Source organism: Odoribacter sp. Z80, from assembly GCF_009935865.1.
GTDB lineage: Bacteria > Bacteroidota > Bacteroidia > Bacteroidales > Marinifilaceae > Odoribacter.
Genome location: NZ_QWEL01000012.1, coordinates 33,785 through 51,944, shown reverse-complemented (window position 1 = coordinate 51,944; position 18,160 = coordinate 33,785). Strand labels below are relative to the sequence as shown.

The 18,160-nt window shown below is 44.0% G+C and carries 17 protein-coding genes; 5 read left to right on the top strand and 12 right to left on the bottom strand.

Annotated elements, in window-relative coordinates; all coding sequences use genetic code 11:
• Positions 1–28: 28 nt before the first annotated feature.
• The 8 genes from D1136_RS09045 to D1136_RS09010 all read right to left on the bottom strand — a co-directional run bounded on the left by D1136_RS09045 (position 29) and on the right by D1136_RS09010 (position 8,406).
• Entirely contained in the window at positions 29–1,105 is a 1,077-nt protein-coding gene (locus tag D1136_RS09045; protein ID WP_161877316.1) for an efflux RND transporter periplasmic adaptor subunit, read from the bottom strand.
• A 163-nt stretch (positions 1,106–1,268) separates the two neighbouring features.
• Complete coding sequence (locus D1136_RS09040) at positions 1,269–2,282, bottom strand: endonuclease (protein WP_161877315.1); 1,014 nt, start codon at positions 2,280–2,282, stop codon at positions 1,269–1,271.
• 11 nt (positions 2,283–2,293) lie between these two features.
• Entirely contained in the window at positions 2,294–3,304 is a 1,011-nt protein-coding gene (locus D1136_RS09035; protein ID WP_161877314.1) for a thioredoxin family protein, read from the bottom strand.
• A gap of 12 nt (positions 3,305–3,316) precedes the next feature.
• Positions 3,317–3,688 (bottom strand): carboxymuconolactone decarboxylase family protein, encoded by a 372-nt coding sequence (locus tag D1136_RS09030; RefSeq protein WP_161877313.1) that lies wholly within the window; start codon positions 3,686–3,688, stop codon positions 3,317–3,319.
• 11 nt (positions 3,689–3,699) lie between these two features.
• Positions 3,700–5,046 carry an RIP metalloprotease RseP gene (rseP, locus tag D1136_RS09025; RefSeq protein ID WP_161877312.1) on the bottom strand — a complete coding sequence of 449 codons (1,347 nt, stop codon included), beginning with the start codon at positions 5,044–5,046 and terminating at the stop codon, positions 3,700–3,702.
• 2 nt (positions 5,047–5,048) lie between these two features.
• Entirely contained in the window at positions 5,049–6,212 is a 1,164-nt protein-coding gene (locus D1136_RS09020) for a 1-deoxy-D-xylulose-5-phosphate reductoisomerase (protein WP_161877311.1), read from the bottom strand.
• Entirely contained in the window at positions 6,209–7,069 is an 861-nt protein-coding gene (locus D1136_RS09015) for a M23 family metallopeptidase (protein WP_161877310.1), read from the bottom strand. Before D1136_RS09015 ends, D1136_RS09020 begins: the two co-directional genes overlap by 4 nt.
• 59 nt (positions 7,070–7,128) lie before the next feature.
• Positions 7,129–8,406 (bottom strand): mechanosensitive ion channel family protein, encoded by a 1,278-nt coding sequence (locus D1136_RS09010; RefSeq protein WP_237567037.1) that lies wholly within the window; start codon positions 8,404–8,406, stop codon positions 7,129–7,131.
• A 99-nt stretch (positions 8,407–8,505) separates the two neighbouring features.
• Between D1136_RS09010 and D1136_RS09005 the strand changes: the two genes are divergently transcribed.
• The 4 genes from D1136_RS09005 to D1136_RS08990 all read left to right on the top strand — a co-directional run bounded on the left by D1136_RS09005 (position 8,506) and on the right by D1136_RS08990 (position 13,748).
• Positions 8,506–11,316: a pitrilysin family protein gene (locus D1136_RS09005; RefSeq protein WP_161877309.1), complete on the top strand. Its 2,811-nt coding sequence runs from the start codon at positions 8,506–8,508 to the stop codon at positions 11,314–11,316.
• A 203-nt stretch (positions 11,317–11,519) separates the two neighbouring features.
• The gene (locus D1136_RS09000) at positions 11,520–12,731 is read left to right on the top strand and encodes an MFS transporter (RefSeq protein ID WP_161877308.1); all 1,212 of its coding nucleotides are present in this window, start codon (positions 11,520–11,522) and stop codon (positions 12,729–12,731) included.
• Positions 12,732–12,814: 83 nt separating this feature from the next.
• The gene (locus D1136_RS08995; protein WP_161877307.1) at positions 12,815–13,456 is read left to right on the top strand and encodes a carbohydrate-binding family 9-like protein; all 642 of its coding nucleotides are present in this window, start codon (positions 12,815–12,817) and stop codon (positions 13,454–13,456) included.
• A 10-nt stretch (positions 13,457–13,466) separates the two neighbouring features.
• Positions 13,467–13,748, top strand: coding sequence for a hypothetical protein (locus D1136_RS08990; RefSeq protein WP_161877306.1), 282 nt, complete (start codon positions 13,467–13,469; stop codon positions 13,746–13,748).
• Between the two features lie 441 nt (positions 13,749–14,189).
• On the opposite strand, the gene D1136_RS08985 is transcribed toward D1136_RS08990, so the two are convergent.
• From D1136_RS08985 to D1136_RS08970, 4 genes are all read right to left on the bottom strand, one after another.
• Positions 14,190–14,414, bottom strand: a complete 225-nt coding sequence (locus D1136_RS08985) for a hypothetical protein (RefSeq protein WP_161877305.1) — start codon at positions 14,412–14,414, stop codon at positions 14,190–14,192.
• The gene (locus D1136_RS08980; protein ID WP_161877304.1) at positions 14,411–14,878 is read right to left on the bottom strand and encodes a DUF3990 domain-containing protein; all 468 of its coding nucleotides are present in this window, start codon (positions 14,876–14,878) and stop codon (positions 14,411–14,413) included. The genes D1136_RS08985 and D1136_RS08980 overlap by 4 nt, the downstream gene beginning before the upstream one ends.
• The gene (locus D1136_RS11050; RefSeq protein ID WP_161877303.1) at positions 14,875–15,096 is read right to left on the bottom strand and encodes a DUF3791 domain-containing protein; all 222 of its coding nucleotides are present in this window, start codon (positions 15,094–15,096) and stop codon (positions 14,875–14,877) included. The genes D1136_RS08980 and D1136_RS11050 overlap by 4 nt, the downstream gene beginning before the upstream one ends.
• A 598-nt stretch (positions 15,097–15,694) precedes the next feature.
• Positions 15,695–16,309 carry an HdeD family acid-resistance protein gene (locus tag D1136_RS08970; RefSeq protein WP_161877302.1) on the bottom strand — a complete coding sequence of 205 codons (615 nt, stop codon included), beginning with the start codon at positions 16,307–16,309 and terminating at the stop codon, positions 15,695–15,697.
• Positions 16,310–16,561: 252 nt separating this feature from the next.
• Here D1136_RS08970 and D1136_RS08965 point away from each other — a divergent pair, with 252 nt between their 5' ends.
• Positions 16,562–18,139 (top strand): peptide chain release factor 3, encoded by a 1,578-nt coding sequence (locus D1136_RS08965; RefSeq protein ID WP_161877301.1) that lies wholly within the window; start codon positions 16,562–16,564, stop codon positions 18,137–18,139.
• The last annotated feature ends 21 nt before the right edge of the window (positions 18,140–18,160 follow it).

Sequence of the window (18,160 nt, the reverse complement as noted above, 5' to 3'; positions counted from 1 at the left end):
TAGAATAAAAGTATCAAAATCACTTCCGTTACAGTTCCTTCAGGGTAACAGAAACACTCATCCCTTCCCGCAACTGCATTAATCCGCCCGTAAGGACCGTATCGCCGACACTGATACCGGAAATCACCTCCACATTTTTCTCATCCCGGCTTTCGGTCTCCACCGGCACACTGACCGCTTTCCCCTTCTTCACCACCCACAAACGTTTCCCGTCCATTTCAGGCACTACTGCCTCCGTCGGCACAGCTATAAACCGGTCCTTATCCCCGAAAACAATATGTCCTTTGGCAAACATACCCGGCATCAGTTCATGGTTTGCATTCCGGAAACGGGCCCGTAGTAAAATCATACGGGTTTTCATATCAATCAAAGGGTCCACAGCATACACCTGAGCCGAATAAAGTTTGTCGCTCCCCGTCACCCGAAACAATACCTCCCATCCTTTCAGCTGGTTGTCCGCATATCTCTCAGGAACATAAAACTCATACTTCAACACCGAATTATCCACAATTGTAGCTATTTTAGAACTGGGCTGCACATAACTTCCCTCACTCACATACCGGAATCCCATTTCCCCGTCAAAAGGAGCACGGATTTCTGTCCGGCCAATCTTCACTTTCAACAACTCAATGTCTGCCTCCAACATATTGTAATCGGTCTGCAACTGGTCAAAAGCCTCACGACTGATAGACTCGCGCTTCAACAAAATACGCTGGCGTTCCAATTTTTCAGCCAATAACTTTTTCTGAAATTCCGAGCGAGTCAACTGAGCCTGCAAATCCGCATCATCCACCTTCAGTAACAATTGCCCCTTCCGGACAAAACTACCTTCCTGAAAATAAATTTTACGAACCTTACCTACAATCTCCGTCACCAGTTCCACTTCTTCATTCGCCAGTAAACTTCCATTCACCGGAATTCCATTGGACGATTTGGAATACTGGGCGACAATACCACTGACAGGTAAATTTCCTCTCCCTGCACTTCCCCCGCTGGCCCCTGCCTTGGTTTCATTTCCGTCTTTCCCCGACTTCGTGACCATAATCCATACAACCACTGCCACCAAAAGTACAATCCATAACAATTTCTTTCCTTTTCTATTCATATCTTCAAATACCAGAAAAAAACAATATATTTAATTACATTAGACAAACCAAACACCTGAAAGTTTACCCCGCAAATGTTAACACTTTGTTAAAGCCGGCACTCCCGTCTGAATGCCCGATAAGTCAAAACGGATTTTCTCATATTCCTTTGTTTTTTCAATGCTACTCCGCCACAGTTATTCGGATATATACAGGCAGATGGTCACTGATCCCGCCGATATAACGGGGTCCCCGGTAAGTGGGAAACGGTCTGTAACCGAAATAAGCTTTGTCCTCTTCCAGCAAAAAAGAAGCAGAATAGACCTCCATACGTCGGCTTGCAAAACAAGTGTGTCCCTCATCGAGCAATCCGCCGGAAACGATGATATGGTCTATCGTCTGCCAGCAGCCTTTGTAACGGTAACTGCCGTAATTCTTTTTCAAAAGATAATATCCTGTATTATATAACTGACCGCTCTGTATTTTTTTATCCGGATTTTTAGTACCTAACACTTTTTGCGCAGGTGTATCGGCCTTTCCGTTCAAATCCCCCATAATGATGACAGAGGCTTCAGGATTGATGCGGAAAAGAGAATCCACTTTCCGACGAACTACCGAAGCAGCCCTTTCCCTTTTCCATTCCGTTTGCTTTTCTCCCCCAAGCATAGAAGGGAAATGACAAACAAAAAAATGCAGGGTATCCGTCCGGAAAAGCATTTGGGCATAAAGCACATCCCGGGTAAAAATAGCTTTATTTTCAGGGAAAGGTACCTGCAAAAAATTCTCCTCCAGCACCTGCATCTCACTTCGGCGATAAAGCAAAGCCACGTCTATTCCGCGCTCATCAGGCGAATCCCGGTGAATAATGCCGTAACCTGCCTCCGCCAATGCCGTTTTACCTGTCAGCTCCTCCAATACTTTCCGGTTCTCCACTTCCGCCAATCCAACCGCCAGGGGCCAGTTTCCTCCGCCTACACTGTCCACCACCCGGGCTATATTCCTCAACTTACTGATATAACGGAGCTTTGTCCAATGCTTCATCCCCTGCGGAGTAAATTCATCATCCCGGGTAACCGTATCATCAAAGGTATCAAAAAGATTTTCGACATTATAAAACATAATCCGGTGGAACTGCTGGGCCTTTCCTATCCCGCACAAAGCTGCCAGTATAAACCAAAACACAAAACACTTCAGCATAACACCCCGCATTATAAAGTTTCCAAAGCCTTCAGTTTCAAATAATCTTCCCAGGACATCGTCTTAAAGGCATCACTCCCGATGTAATCCAACACCAGGCGGCCCCGCTTCTCATCCAAATAATAATAAAGCCGTTCCAACAGCTTCCCGTCTTCATCGAAAAAATAAATACCCGGAACTTTCAGAGTTTTCTCACTCAGAGCAATGGCCAACTGATGTAAATGGCCATTTGCAGGTCCGGCATTCGCAAAAGTATGGGTCATAAAAGTCAAGGTATCCCGGGCCTGCACATCCAATTGAAGACAATGAAAATACTTCCGGACTTCAGCAGCAACCAAAGAATCGGTAAATATCACCCGCTCCATCATCTTACTCGAATTACTCCAGGAAGCTTTCAGAAAAAGCAAAGTTTTCTTCCTCTGTGCTTGCCGTTCCGCCTCAAAATCCTTGAAATCCATCCAGGAAACCGAATCCGGAGCAGGTCCGTCCTTTACCGCCCCGGCCCCGAAAACACGGTCAAAATCAGTCAAAAAACGGTCCAGTTCCGCAACCTGCCACACATTTTCCGTAAAGTAAACCAAAAGCCCCTGCATTTTCCGGACTTCTATATATCCGGGAATGACCAAATCCAACTTCGCCGGTTCATACCAAAAAACAGTCGTCGGATACGACAATTTTCCCTTTAACATCTCCAAAGCCAGACCACTGTACCATTTATGCCCATTCCTCACCGGAAGATAAACCTTATTGCGGAACCGCACAGTATCTGCAGACTCCGCATTGATGCGTACAGGGTAAAAATTACGGTTAATAAACGAAACAACAACCGGATCAGAATAGGTGGTTTTATCCATATGCTTACACCAACCGCACCAGTCGGTATAAAAATCAAAAACATAAGGCTTCGGCTGTTTCCGATATTGCTCCTCAGCCTCCGGAATAGTCAGCCAGTGAATTTCTTCTTCCTGGGCCCATCCCTTGAAGCACCCAAGCAAACACACCATCAACAAAAAAAATTTCATCGGAAAAAATCTCTATTCATGAACATCTTCATCTGCCGGCAAATGCCCCTGAAGCAATTCCCAATATTCCACCGCCCTTCTCAAATGAGGGATAACGATAGTCCCTCCAACCACATCCGCCACAGCAAAAACCTCAAACAACTCCTCCGTGGTGACTCCCTGTTCAAAACACTTCTCCAAGTGATATTTTATACAATCATCACACCTCAATACTATTGAAGTGGCCAGCCCCAGCATCTCTTTCACCTTAGCCGGAAGCGCCCCATCCATGTAAGTATTCGTATCAATATTATAGATACGCTTAATCACTTTATTACCAGACCCTAAAATCTTCTCATTCATCCGGGCACGGTAGTCCCGGAAAGCCTTTACTTTATCTTCCATTTAAAAATATCCTATCCGAAAAACTTCATTACATCATTCACAGTAGCCAGAATAAACAAACCGAAAATCAGACACATACCAACTATCTGTGCATGTTCCATAAACTTCTCTCCGGGCTTCCGGCGGGTAATCACCTCATACAACAGGAACAACACATGCCCTCCGTCCAAAGCCGGAACAGGCAATACATTGACAACCGCCAGCATAATGGAAATCAGGGCGGTCAGATTCCAGAAACTTTCCCAACTCCATACCCCCGGAAATATATTGGCAATAGAAACCATTCCTCCCACAGATTTATAGGCAACACCACCTTGGGCAAACAACAGCTTCAACTGCTTCACATAAACTCCCAATTGGCTGATGCCCATCCGGATGCCGGCAGGGATAGCCTCCATAAAGCCATACTTGCGGGTGGCCAACTCAAACATATTTGCCGGCAAAAGCGGATTAATGCCGAACATACCGTCATTTCCCAACGTAAAATGAAAACTCAGGGTATCCCCATTTCGCAGCACCTTGGCTTCCACTGATTTCCCTTTATTTTCAGCCAGTATGTCCGTAAACTCATCATAAAACTGAAATTCTTTCCCGTTCACGGAGAGAATTTCATCGCCTTCTCTCATCCCGGCATCATAAGCAACAGAATAGTCGGCAAAAGCATTAATCTTCACCCGGCTGACCGGAAGACGGGGAGTCAACAGCGGACTCAGCTTATAGCTTTTGGAAGACAACTCCAGCAAGCTTTTTACAAAAGTGTCCGGAATATCCAGGCTAATCTCTTCCCCGTCGCGGACAACCTGAATGGTTTTCGGATAATTCAGTAAAATATCAGGAATAATATCGCTGAAACGTTCCACTTCCCGGTAGTCAAGACTGACAATACGGTCGCCTTTTTGCATGCCCATCTCCCGGAACACACTATCACATACCACCCCATAAGTCACATTCTTAGCCGGCAGGTAAGTCTCTCCCCAGGTAAACAATATACCGATATAAATAGCAAATGCCAACAACACATTCACCAAGACTCCGCCCAGCATAATCAACAACCGCTGCCAGGCCGGTTTAGCCCGGAACTCCCAGGGTTGAACCGGCTGCTTCATTTGTGCGGTATCCATAGACTCGTCTATCATTCCGGCAATTTTTACATAGCCACCCAACGGCAACCAACCAATACCGTATTCGGTCTCTCCTTTTTTAAACTTAAACAAAGAAAACCAGGGATTAAAGAACATATAAAACTTCTCTACCCTTGTTTTAAATAATTTGGCAAACAAAAAATGCCCGAATTCATGAAAAAGCACTAAAATAGAAAGACTCAATATAAATTGCGTAATCTTAATTAAAATATCCATACTTAAAAATTTAAACTTTTAAGATATTCCCGGGCAATCTGACGACTGCTCCGGTCCGTCTCCATGTAATCTTCCAGATCTGGTTTACCTATAAATTCCGCTTTTGCCATCGTCGCCCCAATCAAATCCGGCATCGCTGTAAAAGAGCATTTCCCATGCAAAAAAGCGTCCACAGCCACTTCATTGGCTGCATTCAGAATACACGGCATATTTCCTCCCCGGTGCATAGCCTCATAAGCCAACCCTAAATTCCGGAAAGTCCCGACATCAGGCTTCTCAAAAGTAAGGTCGGGATATTTGCAAAAATCCAACCTCCCGAAATCCGCATCCACCCGATCAGGAAAAGTCAGGGCATATTGAATCGGAAGCCGCATATCCGGCACTCCCAACTGAGCCTTGATGCAACCGTCGGAAAACTGTACCATCGAATGGACAATGGACTGAGGGTGTACCACCACATCTATCCGGTCCGGCGAAATTCCAAACAGCCATTTGGCTTCAATTACCTCAAAGCCCTTGTTCATCATAGAAGCCGAATCTATTGTCACCTTTGCACCCATCGTCCAGTTGGGATGTTTCAAGGCATCCGCCGGAGTCACTCCCGCTAAAAAACCGGAATCCTTTCCCCGGAAAGGTCCTCCGGAAGCAGTCAGGATCAATTTCTCCACCCGGCTCCGATGCTCCCCCGCCAGACACTGAAAAATAGCCGAATGTTCAGAATCTACAGGCAATATAGCCACCTTATGCTCTTCCACCAAACGGCTAATCAGCTCTCCCGCCACTACTAAAGTTTCTTTATTAGCCAAAGCTATATTTTTTCCTGCCCGGATGGCATTTATCGTCGGCACCAACCCGCTGTATCCCACCATAGCCGTTACCACTAAATCCACATTCGCCAGAGTGACCACCTGGGCTATTGCCTCAGCTCCGGCATAAACTTTAATGTCTTCTGCAGCCAAAGCTTCTTTCAACTGCGGATATTTTTCTTCATTGGCAATCACCACACTGTCCGGCCTAAATTTCAGCGCCTGTTCAGCCAACAAATCCACATTCTGATTAGCCGTGAGCACTTCCACCCGGAAACGTTCGGGATGAGCCTCCACGACCTGTAAAGTCTGGGTCCCAATGGAGCCGGTAGAACCTAATACAGCCAGATTCTTCATCATTTAAACTTCATAAAATTTTCCAGATTCAGAGGATTGCCTGCCCGCCACAATTCAAAATGTAAATGCGGGCCACTGGATTCTTCCCCGGTATTTCCGACAATGGCAATCACCTCCCCTGCCCTGACATAATCCCCCTGCTGTTTCAGCAAAGTGGAATTATGCTTATAAACCGAAACCAAGTCATTGACATGCTGCACCAGGATAACATAACCCGTTTTGACCGTCCAATCGGTGAAAATCACCACACCGTCCAGAGCAGCAGCAACTTTAGCATTGGATTTGGCAACGATATCCGTTCCAAAATGCCTCTTCTCTTCATCAAAACTATTGGTGACAATACCCTCCACAGGGGGAAAAAAATGATAGTAATCCTTATTGGGTTCCTTGATTCCAAATCCCAGGTTAAAACGTTCTTTTTCCTCCATTGCCGCCCGGAACTCACTCTCCTGTTGTGAAATCTGAAACCGGATTGAGTCATGCTCACCTTTCAGGGAATCTTTCCTGATACGCGCCACACTCGTAGAATCCCCGCCACTCAACATTACCTGCAAAGATTTCATAAAACGGTCACGCTTATTTAATTCCTCTTCCAAAGAATCCACCCGGATCGCATTTCCGGCTATCTTCTGGCGCAAATTGCCATCCGGATAACCGGGTATAAACTCCCGTAATCCGGTAAAAGCCACCAATAAAATAGTCAAAGTAACCAGAATGACACTAAGCCCGCTCAATGCCATTAATACATGTAACAGAGACAACCTGAAATTAAACACACCCTCATACGAAGTCTCGTTAATCACAGAAAGCTTATATTTATATTTCAGCTTATCCCAGAGTTTAACCTTCTCTTTTGCCATGTCAATCCATTTTAGCCCTCAAAATTAAAATAAAAAATCAGAGGGACAAAGGGACTTGATTACTTTGTTTCTTTACTTTCCCATTCCGCCACTTCTCCCCCACCCGTATAATCAAATTCAAACACACTCAAGCCGAATTCAGGCAATACTGCCATGATATGATCGAAAATATCAGCCTGTATCTTCTCATACGACACCCATTCCTTATTAGCTGAAAAACAATAAATCTGGATGGGCATGCCCGTCGGTCCCGGCTGCAGCTGACGCACCATGTGGGTCATATTCACATTAATATCCGGATTGGCTTCCAACCAGGCATCCATATAATAACGGAAAATACCGATATTAGTCAATTTACGTTCATCCAGTACCGTCATTTTATCCTTATTGATATTTCCCAGCTTATCCAGCATCTGGTCAATATACTCTTTCAGAAACTCCGAAGAAGTAAATTTCGCGATTTCCTCATGCGAAAGGAAATGAACCGAATGCATGTCAATGTTAACACTCCGCATAATCCGCCGGCCGTCAGAATCCCGCATCCCCTGCCAATTGGTAAAAGAATCCGACACCAACTGATAAGTCGGTATAGTAGATATAGTCATATCCCAATTCTGCACTTTAACCGTATAAAGATTAATCTCCAATACAGTCCCGTTGGCATTATTCTTATCCATTTGAATCCAATCTCCGATTCGAATCATCTTATTGGCTGTCAACTGAATACCGGCAACAAAACCGAGAATAGAATCTTTGAAAATCAACAACAAAACGGCAGCAAAAGCACTCAAGCCCACAATCAGATGCTCCGGTGATTTGTTAACCAATATACTGACTATCGTAATCACCACAACCGTATATAAAAATACTTTAATCAACTGGATAAAAAAAGTAATCGGCCGATTCCTGGATATAGGATAACTCTCATAAATTTTATTAACAGCATTCAGCAAAGCAAACACTATAAACAAAACAATAATAACCAACCAAATATCCACCAAACGCAGAAGAACCCCCTTGATTTTCCAGTCCAGAAACGATAACACAACATAAGCTGCCAGAGGAGGGATCAACGCCGACAACTTCCGGAAAAAACCTTGTTCAAACAAAACATCATCCCAGGTATTTTTAGTCTTTCCTACTATTTTCTTTAAGACAACCGAAAGCCAGCGGCGTACAATAAAATAAAACAACCCGGCAACCGCAATGGTTATCACAATCTTCACGGCGGTAGTTTCCGGGGCTGTCAACCCCGAAATATGGACCACATCCGTCATCCTGTGCCATAAAGATACCGAATCCCTCATCATTTCCTGAAGCCGGACGGACTCTTTCATCTCTTTCCGCTATTAAAGTTTAGTTAAATCCTTTTCTATTTTATTTATTCAATCGTAAATAAAGGTACTTTTGTTACAAATGACATAAAACAATCCAATATGAAAAAAGTATTCAGCTTATTAGTTGTTCTCTGTTCAGTGATATGGCAAAGCGCCACCGCACAAACAGACCTGCAGGCTCCGCTGCCTCAGGATTCCCAGACCGTAGTCGGTAAACTTCCCAACGGAATCACTTACTATCTCCGCCACAATGAAGAACCCAAAGAAAGGGCCAGTTTTTATATTATCCGGAATGCCGGGGCCTTGTTGGAAAATGACGACCAGAACGGATTAGCCCATTTCCTGGAACACATGTCTTTCAACGGGACCAAAAACTTTCCCGGCAAAGGCATTATTTCCACACTTGAAAAATACGGTATCGCGTTCGGACGCAATATCAATGCATATACCACCCACAACGAAACAGTTTACAACATCAGTTCCGTACCCACCACCAACGAGTCTTTACTCGACACCTGTCTTTTGATTTTACACGACTGGTCATATTATGTATCGCTGGAAGATGAAGAAATTGACGCTGAACGGGGAGTCATCTCCGAAGAATGGAGAAGCCGGCGCACTTCCGGAACTCGCATTCAGCAACAAACCTTTCCGGTCTTATTCAAAGATTCAAAATACGCTGTACGGGATGTCATCGGCTCCCTGGATGTGATCCAAAACTTCAAATACCAGACTATCAAAGACTTTTACCGTCAATGGTACCGCACCGACCTCGAGGCCATTGCCATCGTCGGCGATTTCAACGTAGCCCGCATGGAACAGAAAGTAAAAGAACTTTTTTCCAAAATCCCTGCAGTAGAAAATCCTACTCCACGCCCTTTCTTTGATATTCCGGAACACGAACAAACTTATTACGTTTTAGGTACAGACAAAGAAGCAACCAAATCTTCCATCAGTCTCATCCGGCTTTTCAAAGATGCTTCGCCTGAAGAAAAAAATACACATGCCTACATCAGAAACAACCTGATTCAATCTTTCTACAACCAGATGCTAAACGCCCGGATCAGCGAAATCATGCAACAGGCCAATCCGCCGTTCCTGGGCGGGCAAATCGGTTTCAGCGGCTTCGTCAGAGGATATAACGCCTATGACATTTCTACAACGGCAAAACCCAACCAGGAAGACATAGCCCTCGAAACCATTCTTACTGAAAACGAAAGGGCAAAAAGATTCGGATTTACGGAAAACGAACTGGAAAGAGTGAAAACCAATGCATTGGCAAGACTCGAATCTGCTTATAAGCAAAAAGACAAAACAAATAATGAAAACTACATCGAAGAGATGAAATCCCATTTCCTGGAAAACGAACCGATGGTTAGCATGGATGATTACTATCATCTCGCAAAATCCGTTATTCCTACCATTACCGTACAGGAAGTCTCTGCCAAAGCCCGGGAATGGAACCAACCGGGCAACTGGACCACAATAATTACCGGACCGTCAGAGAACACCCGCCACCTCACGGAAGCAGAAGTAAATGCTATCCGCGAAAAAGTGGACAAAGCAGACATCGAACCTTTTGAAGACAAAATAAACGCAACGGATCTCATATCAGAAGAATTGCCCGGTGCTAAAATCACTGCCACAAAACAGCTTCCGGAATTCGACGCAGTAGAATGGACGCTGGCTAACGGAGCAAAAGTCATCTTCCGGAAAGCAGACTATGAAAAAGACAATGTTACCTTAACTTCTTATAGCAAAGGCGGTACTTCTTTGTATGACACCGATATGCTTCCTTCGGCAGAAAATACATCTTCCTTTGTCGGAGCATTCGGCATCGGTGATTTCGATGTCATTGCCCTGAAAAAATTATTAACCGGCAAAATGGTTTCCAGCGGTGTAGCCATCAACGGTCTTTATGAAAGCGTAAATGGCAGCTCTACCCCGAAAGATTTTGAAACTTTACTGCAACTGACTTACCTGCGTTTTGAAAAACCCCGTTTCGATTCCACCGTATTCGAATCCATCCTCAACCGTAACCGGGCCATGCTTCCCAATATGTTAAAAAATCCTCAGAAAATCATGCAGGATTCATTACAACTCATCATGAGCAACTACAATCCGCGGGTCATCCTCTTCAACGAAGACTACCTGAACCGCCTCAGCCTGGAAAAAATAGAACAGGTATATCGCGACCGGATTAAGGATGCAAGTGATTTTACCTTCTTCATTGTGGGTAACATCGACGAAACTACAGTAAAACCCCTGGTAGAAAAATACATAGGCTCCCTCCGGTCAGAGAACCGGAAGGAAAACTGGAAAGACAATCATGTCCGGGGCCCAAAAGGAAAAACGGTAAAAGAAATTGAACTGCAACTGGAAACACCCAAAGCCACCGTCATTACTCAATTTGAAAAAGAACTGAAACACAGTGTCCACAACAACGTCTGCAACAAAATAGTAGAGGGCATCCTGGAACTAAGGTACACCGAAAACATCCGGGAAAAAGAAGGAGGCACCTACGGCGTAGACGTACAGGCTTCTTCTTCCAGGGAACCCTATTCCTGCTACAGCATGACCATGAGCTTTGAGTGCGACCCGGAAAAAGCGGAATATCTGAAATCCTTGATATACAAGGAAACAGAACGGCTTACAGAGGAAGCTCCCTCTACCGAGGAAATGAACAAAGTGATTTCCAATCTGCTCAAAAACAGGGAACAATCCAAACACCATAACAGTTTCTGGCTGAATGCCCTGTACAGCTATTACATCAGTGGCATCAACTCTGCAGACCCTCGAAATTACGAGCAGATATTAAATAAAATCACAGCCAAAGACATTCAGAAATTTGCCAAAACCCTGTTCAAGGAAGCTGATGTCAGAGACATCACTTTCAAACCCAAAGCATAAAAACAGGCATACAACAGACACCTGAACAGATACAGCCCTTTGATTGCTCCGGAACAGACCAGTCAAAGGGCTGTTTCCTTTCCCGCTCTCCCCCCGTATTCACTACCGGCAACAGAAATAACAATCCATCCTCTTACATCATAACATTTTTTTACTATATTTACACCCCGGAAACGCATAAAATCAATACTAAACTTAATATTATGTCACAGAACAAAACAAATTTTGCTATTCCGTTAGCTTTTGTCGGAATGATGTTTTTTGCCATCGGATTTGCCCTGGGAATCAACTCCCTGCTCGTTCCGGTATTACAAGGCTCATTGGGAATTTCCAACGCTGCTTCCTACCTGATTATCGCAGCCACCTTTATTCCCTTTTTAATCTTCGGTTACCCCGCAGGGCTGACCATCAAAGCAATCGGTTACAAGAGAACCATGTCCCTGTCATTCTTCATCTTCGCAGTGGCATTTTATTTATTCATCCTGTCGGCTGACGGAAAAAGTTTTCCTCTTTTCCTGCTGGCTTCTTTTATCAGCGGTGCTGCAAACGCATTCCTGCAGGCATCGGTCAATCCCTACATCACCATTTTAGGACCTATTGAAAGTGCTGCAAAACGCATTAGTATCATGGGTATCTGCAACAAACTGGCTTGGCCCATTCCTTCCATCTTTATCGTTTGGCTGCTGGAAAAAGACGTTCACTTAATCGGCATCCAGGACCTTGGCCTGCCTTTCATCATCATTATCATCGCCTTCATCATTCTGGGTATAATGGCATTCTTTGCTCCGCTGCCCGAAGTGAAAGCTGCCGGAGAAGATGAAAGTACAGACACTTCCGCAGCCTGTCCGTATGCTGCAGGAAAAACCTCAGTATTCCAATTCCCGCACCTCCTGTTAGGTTGCCTGGCATTGTTCCTCTATGTAGGGGTGGAAACCGTTTCCTTAGGAACACTGGTTGACTACGCCAATGCCCTTCAACTACCGAATGCAGCCAACTACGCGTGGATTGCCCCGATAGGTATCGTTATTGGTTATATCTGCGGGATTATCTTTATTCCCAAATACATCAGCCAGGCTGCAGCCCTGAAAATCTGTTCCATTCTGGCAATCATCGGTTCGCTATTAGTCGTACTGACACCGGAAGCCATTTCCATCTACTTCATCTCCTTTATGGCATTGGGATGTTCTTTGATGTGGCCGGCACTATGGCCGCTGGCTATGGCAGACCTCGGCAAGTTCACCAAAGCCGGTTCATCCCTCCTGATTATGGCCATGTTCGGCGGTGCTGTTATCCCTACCCTTTACGGTTGGCTGAAAGACGTGGCTACCCCGCAGCACGCTTATTGGCTGTGCTTACCCTGCTTCCTCTTTATCCTTTACTATGGAATAGCAGGTTATAAAATCAGAACGAAATAATTTCTTCCCCAATACAGAGGTTGTTCTCAAATACCGGCAATAAACCGGATTTTGAAGGGCAACCTCTATTTTTACCACTTATCATGTATCAGATTCCCGAAATTTCCCGGTTAAATCCGAACGATTTACAAACGGCTTCCCGACTGTTGGAACAGATAAAACCCAATCCCATAGCCTTCAACAATTGGTCCGAAGACTTTCCGTATCAGCCGCAGGCAGGATTCAGAATGGCCCACAACGGACAGGAATTATTTATACGTTTCAGCGTCCGGGAAGAATGCACACTGGCCAAAATCACCACTGACAACGGAGAAGTATGGACCGACTCCTGCGTCGAATTTTTCCTCGCCCTGGATGACAGCGGATACTATAATTTCGAATTTTCCTGCATCGGCAAAGCCCTGCTGGGTTTTCGCAAAGAACGCCCCCACGCCGTACATGCTCCGCAGGAAACCATGGAAACCATCCGGCGTTACTCTACTTTAGGCAGGGATAATTTCGAAGAAACCCAATTAAATACTCCCTGGGAGCTGACAGTAGCTATCCCCGCTACCGCCCTCTTCCGCCATCAATTGAAAAACTGGAAAGGACTTTCTGCAACCATGAATCTGTATAAGTGCGGTGACAACCTGTCCAAACCCCACTATCTCTCCTGGCAACCCATCGACACCGGCAAACCGGATTTTCACGTGCCCCGCTGCTTTATCCCGGTCTGTTTTATCTAACTCATCTGCAATGAAAGATCGTTTCATCTGGGGAATACTCCCGGGTTTAGTGACTCCCCTGTTGGTAGTCCTTTTATTCTGGTACTTCCGCTTCAATTATTTAAGTCTGAACGATTTCATACAGCAGACCATCTCCCTGCGTATACAGTTTAAAATCATTGCTGTAGGAGTATTTTTCGCAGACCTGGCCCTTTTCTACTTCTTCCTGCATTATAACAAAAATAACGCTGCAAAAGGTGTTATATCAGCCGTACTGCTCTATGCCTTTTATTTTTTAATTGCTTCTTTCTAAACCAACCGTCTTTTATAAATTGTCCAACTTTCAGGGTCCACTTTACTTGTAATTCGCCGTATTACTGAAATTTGTCCCTCTTCTCTACCTGCTCTGCTATACACATCTCTGTTTCATATCTGTATGTTTTACTTTTTGAAGCTGATACAGTACACGATCTATCTTTTTCTTACAAAAATCCTTCTTCTTATCAACCCAAAAACCTAAATACCGGAACTTTTAAAATAATTCGGTATTAATATATGTTAAACAATCAGAGGGATAATATAAAACAGTCCCACATTTAACATTGAAGGAGAATTTTGAACACTCTATCTTCTTCCTTGGCAATTTTGCGGATTACTTTATATTTTACCACAAAGTTCTAATATTTTTGTGGCATACAAGAATGGTAGAGGAACTTCCTAATCAGATCCTCATATTTTAGCAGTGTCGTGATTTCTATGCGATTGTTCCCGTGTTTAACTCGTTTTTGAGGAACGAATAGACATATTGTGCGCTTTGGAAATACAGTCCTGTATTCGGGTCGCTTAACTTGGCATAGGTTTCAGAATTATACAATGTGTCGAGAGATTCAGCGATGCCCATACCAAAATCCTTTGCCAGCAATTCAGCCAAATCGGTCGCAATGGCCTCCTTCATATAATTAAAATCGCTGTCCGTCATAGCTTTGTAAGATATTTAACAGCAGTTTCTGTTCCAAAGAAATACTGAAAGGTAATTCCTTTCATATATTTCAGCCTGTTCAGAAACTCAGCTTTGTCAATGCTGCCGTCTTTGAGTTTGCGAATTTGCAGACCTATTTTATCATTGGCAATCGGACCATAGACAATATCGTACTGTCCTGCATCGTTTCCCTCACGATTGGCAAACACGAAATCAGCCCACTCCTCTGAATAATTATCAAATACTTTGATACGCAGTACAGAGTCGTGCATTACTGCATCATCAAACTCAAACTTGGTTACAACCGGCTTTCCTCCCAATAGCAATGATTTGAATGTTGCCATTTCCGTTGCTTGCCTCTCACTCTCGGACAAATAGAATCCTTTTCCAAAATCCTTGTTAGGTTTTGATTTGTCGAGGTCTATATGCTCAACAATCATATTTGAGCCGTGATAAAGTATCATAATTTACCCCCTGCTCTTCGACAATAAAGTGCTATACTTTCTACCACCTCATTAAAGTCAAGCGTATGAATTATTCCATAATTCTGCTCTATGAAGGCAACACCTTTGTGGATGCGGATATAACGGTAAGCCTGCTTGTCAGACAGACCAAATTTCTTGGCAAACTCATTTACCAAAGCGATGATGTATTCGATTATGTCACGGGTGTTGTATGTCATAACATTATACCTGCTATTATTACAAAGATACTACATTTTCTTGAAGTATAAGTAATTCGCAGTGAAAATCTTCATATGCCTGACAAAGAATATTCTTATATAGACATTTCCTACGGAAAAATTCTGCGTTTTAGTCACATATTCGACGATAATTTTGATATATTACATTTTTAAATTTGATGTAAATGTTAAGTTCCTAATTTAACTTTTGGCAATATTTGCTTCTTATAGAAAAGAAGGTTAATCAAGAAATTAATCAATCGCAATTATATTATTAAGGAGTTTTTCCAGGATAATACAGGACGTCCTCTTCGGGGTTTGTCTTACATCGCTGCGGATACGGTGCGGTATTGGTACGGTACTCCTGCGGTGGCGACCGGAGGAGTACCGAAGGTATACCGCAGGAGTACCGCACCAATACCGGAGGAGTACCGGACCTATAGGGGCCAATCCCCGGCGCAACCATACGTCCGGCAGGTTGTATTATCCTAAATAAGTTGACTTTCCAAACAGTAAACTGATGTCAGTAAAACATCGCAATATCACAATAAGCCGATATTCCCTGTCACTAAAATTGAAGGCCGTCCGTCAACGGATACTACTTCACTTCCTCATATTCGGCATCTTCAATATCCGGACGAGAAGCAACATCTACGATTTTCTCTTTGTCTTCGTTCTTTTTCCTCAACTTCCGGATCGCATATTGATTTATAAAATCAGTAACTCCGTAAAAAATCGAAGTGACTCCAAAAAGAATAACCACACCCTCCGCCGACCGGAACGGATCAAATAAAATAACGATTCCGGCTACAAAAATAAGCACAGGGAACAGATAACTGACAAAAGAAACAGGTCCGAACTGCCGGGCTGCTGCCAACGTCACAAACTGGCCGATAGCCGCTACAACCAGGATGAAACCGAACACGAACATAAAAATCGAAAGGAAAGAAGAAGGCAGGCAAAGCAATAACAAGCCTAAAATAAGACTTCCTATTCCGCTAAAAGGGGCAAAATACCGCGAACGCACCTCCCGCTCCCGGTTAGTCGTCACATAGGAAATCAAACCGGTCAGCAAAAATATCAAACCGATCAGCATAATAATATACTTCAGGGCCGCCCCCGGCCAACTAACCAGGACAACCCCCAGGATAATGGAAAGCACTGCCCGGTAAACAACACTTTTATAATTCGTCGACGTGTAAACAATTTGCATATTACAATCTTTTAAAAAACAGAGCCAATTTTAATTTAACGAAGGTAAGGTATTTTTTGTTATTACAAGCACGACTTTCCCAAAATTAAAGAAACCATCCTGATAAATTTACCCGGTGATTATACTCCGTTTTACAGCAAACAACCGCGCCAGACAGTCCCGAAACCGCAGGCGGCAAAGGAAAAGAAACCTGCAATAAAGTGGCAAAAAAAATAAATAATTACCTACCTTTGCATCTCCAAAAAAATCACTATGGGATATAAAGAAGAAATTTTACGGCGCAGGACTTTCGGAATCATCAGTCACCCTGATGCCGGAAAGACAACATTGACAGAAAAATTGTTACTTTTCGGAGGAGCCATCCATGTCGCCGGAGCTGTAAAATCCAACAAAATAAAGAAAACGGCTACTTCCGACTTTATGGAAATCGAACGTCAGCGCGGAATATCTGTTGCAACTTCCGTCATGGGCTTTGAATACAAAGGAACTAAAATCAACATCCTGGACACTCCCGGCCACCAGGATTTTGCAGAAGATACCTTCCGGACACTGACCGCCTGCGACAGCGTAATTATTGTCATTGATGCAGCTAAAGGAGTGGAATCCCAAACCCGCAAACTCATGCAGGTATGCCGGATGCGCAAAACACCGGTAATCGTATTTATCAACAAACTGGACCGTCCGGCACACGATCCATTTGACGTACTGGATGATGTCGAAAAAGAATTGCAAATCAAGGTGAATCCCCTGAGCTGGCCAATCGGCAGCGGAGATACTTTCAAAGGAATATATAATATTCATCGTCAAAATCTTTGCCTCTACACACCCAATATCCAGAACATCCCCGACGGTATCGAAATTACCGATACAGATTCCCGGGAACTGGACCAGCATATCGGGGAACGGGCAGCCAATAAACTAAGGGAAGACCTTGAATTAATCCGGGAAGTTTATCCGGGCCTGAACCGGGAAGAATACCTGGAAGCCCAGGTTGCTCCTGTGTTCTTCGGCTCAGCCCTGAACAATTTCGGTATCCGGGAACTGTTGGATTGCTTTATAGAAATAGCACCATCCCCGCTTCCCCGGGAAACAGAAGAAAGGAGTATTTCCCCTGAAGAAGAGAAATTCACCGGCTTTGTATTTAAAATCCATGCCAATATGGACCCTAATCACCGGGACCGCATTGCCTTCATTAAGATTTGCTCCGGCATCTTCAAACGAAACACGAACTATCTGCACGTCAGAAACGGGAAAATGCTAAAATTCTCCACTCCTACAGCTTTCATGGCTTCTAAAAAATCAGTCATTGACGAAGCTTATCCGGGAGACATTATTGGCCTGCACGACACGGGAACCTTTAAAATCGGAGATACCCTGACAGAAGGTGAAAAACTTCATTTCAAAGGGATTCCCAGTTTCTCCCCCGAGTTATTCAAATACATCGAAAACGCAGATCCCATGAAAGCCAAACAACTGGCCAAAGGAATCGACCAATTGATGGACGAAGGCGTAGCGCAACTCTTTGTTAACCAGTTTAACAATCGTAAAATCATCGGAACAGTCGGGGCACTGCAATTCGAAGTGATAGAATACCGCCTGTTACATGAATACGGGGCCGCCTGCCGCTGGGAACCCATAAATCTTTACAAAGCCTGCTGGATAGAAGCCCTGGACCAAACCGAACTGGAGGACTTCAAAAAGCACAAAGCACAATACATGGCCAAAGACAAGGAAGGAAGAGATGTTTTTCTGGCAGATTCTTCCTATATGCTGCAAATGGCGCAAGAAAACTATAAAAAACTGATTTTCCATTTTACATCGGAATTCTAAACAAAAGAATACATCTCTGAA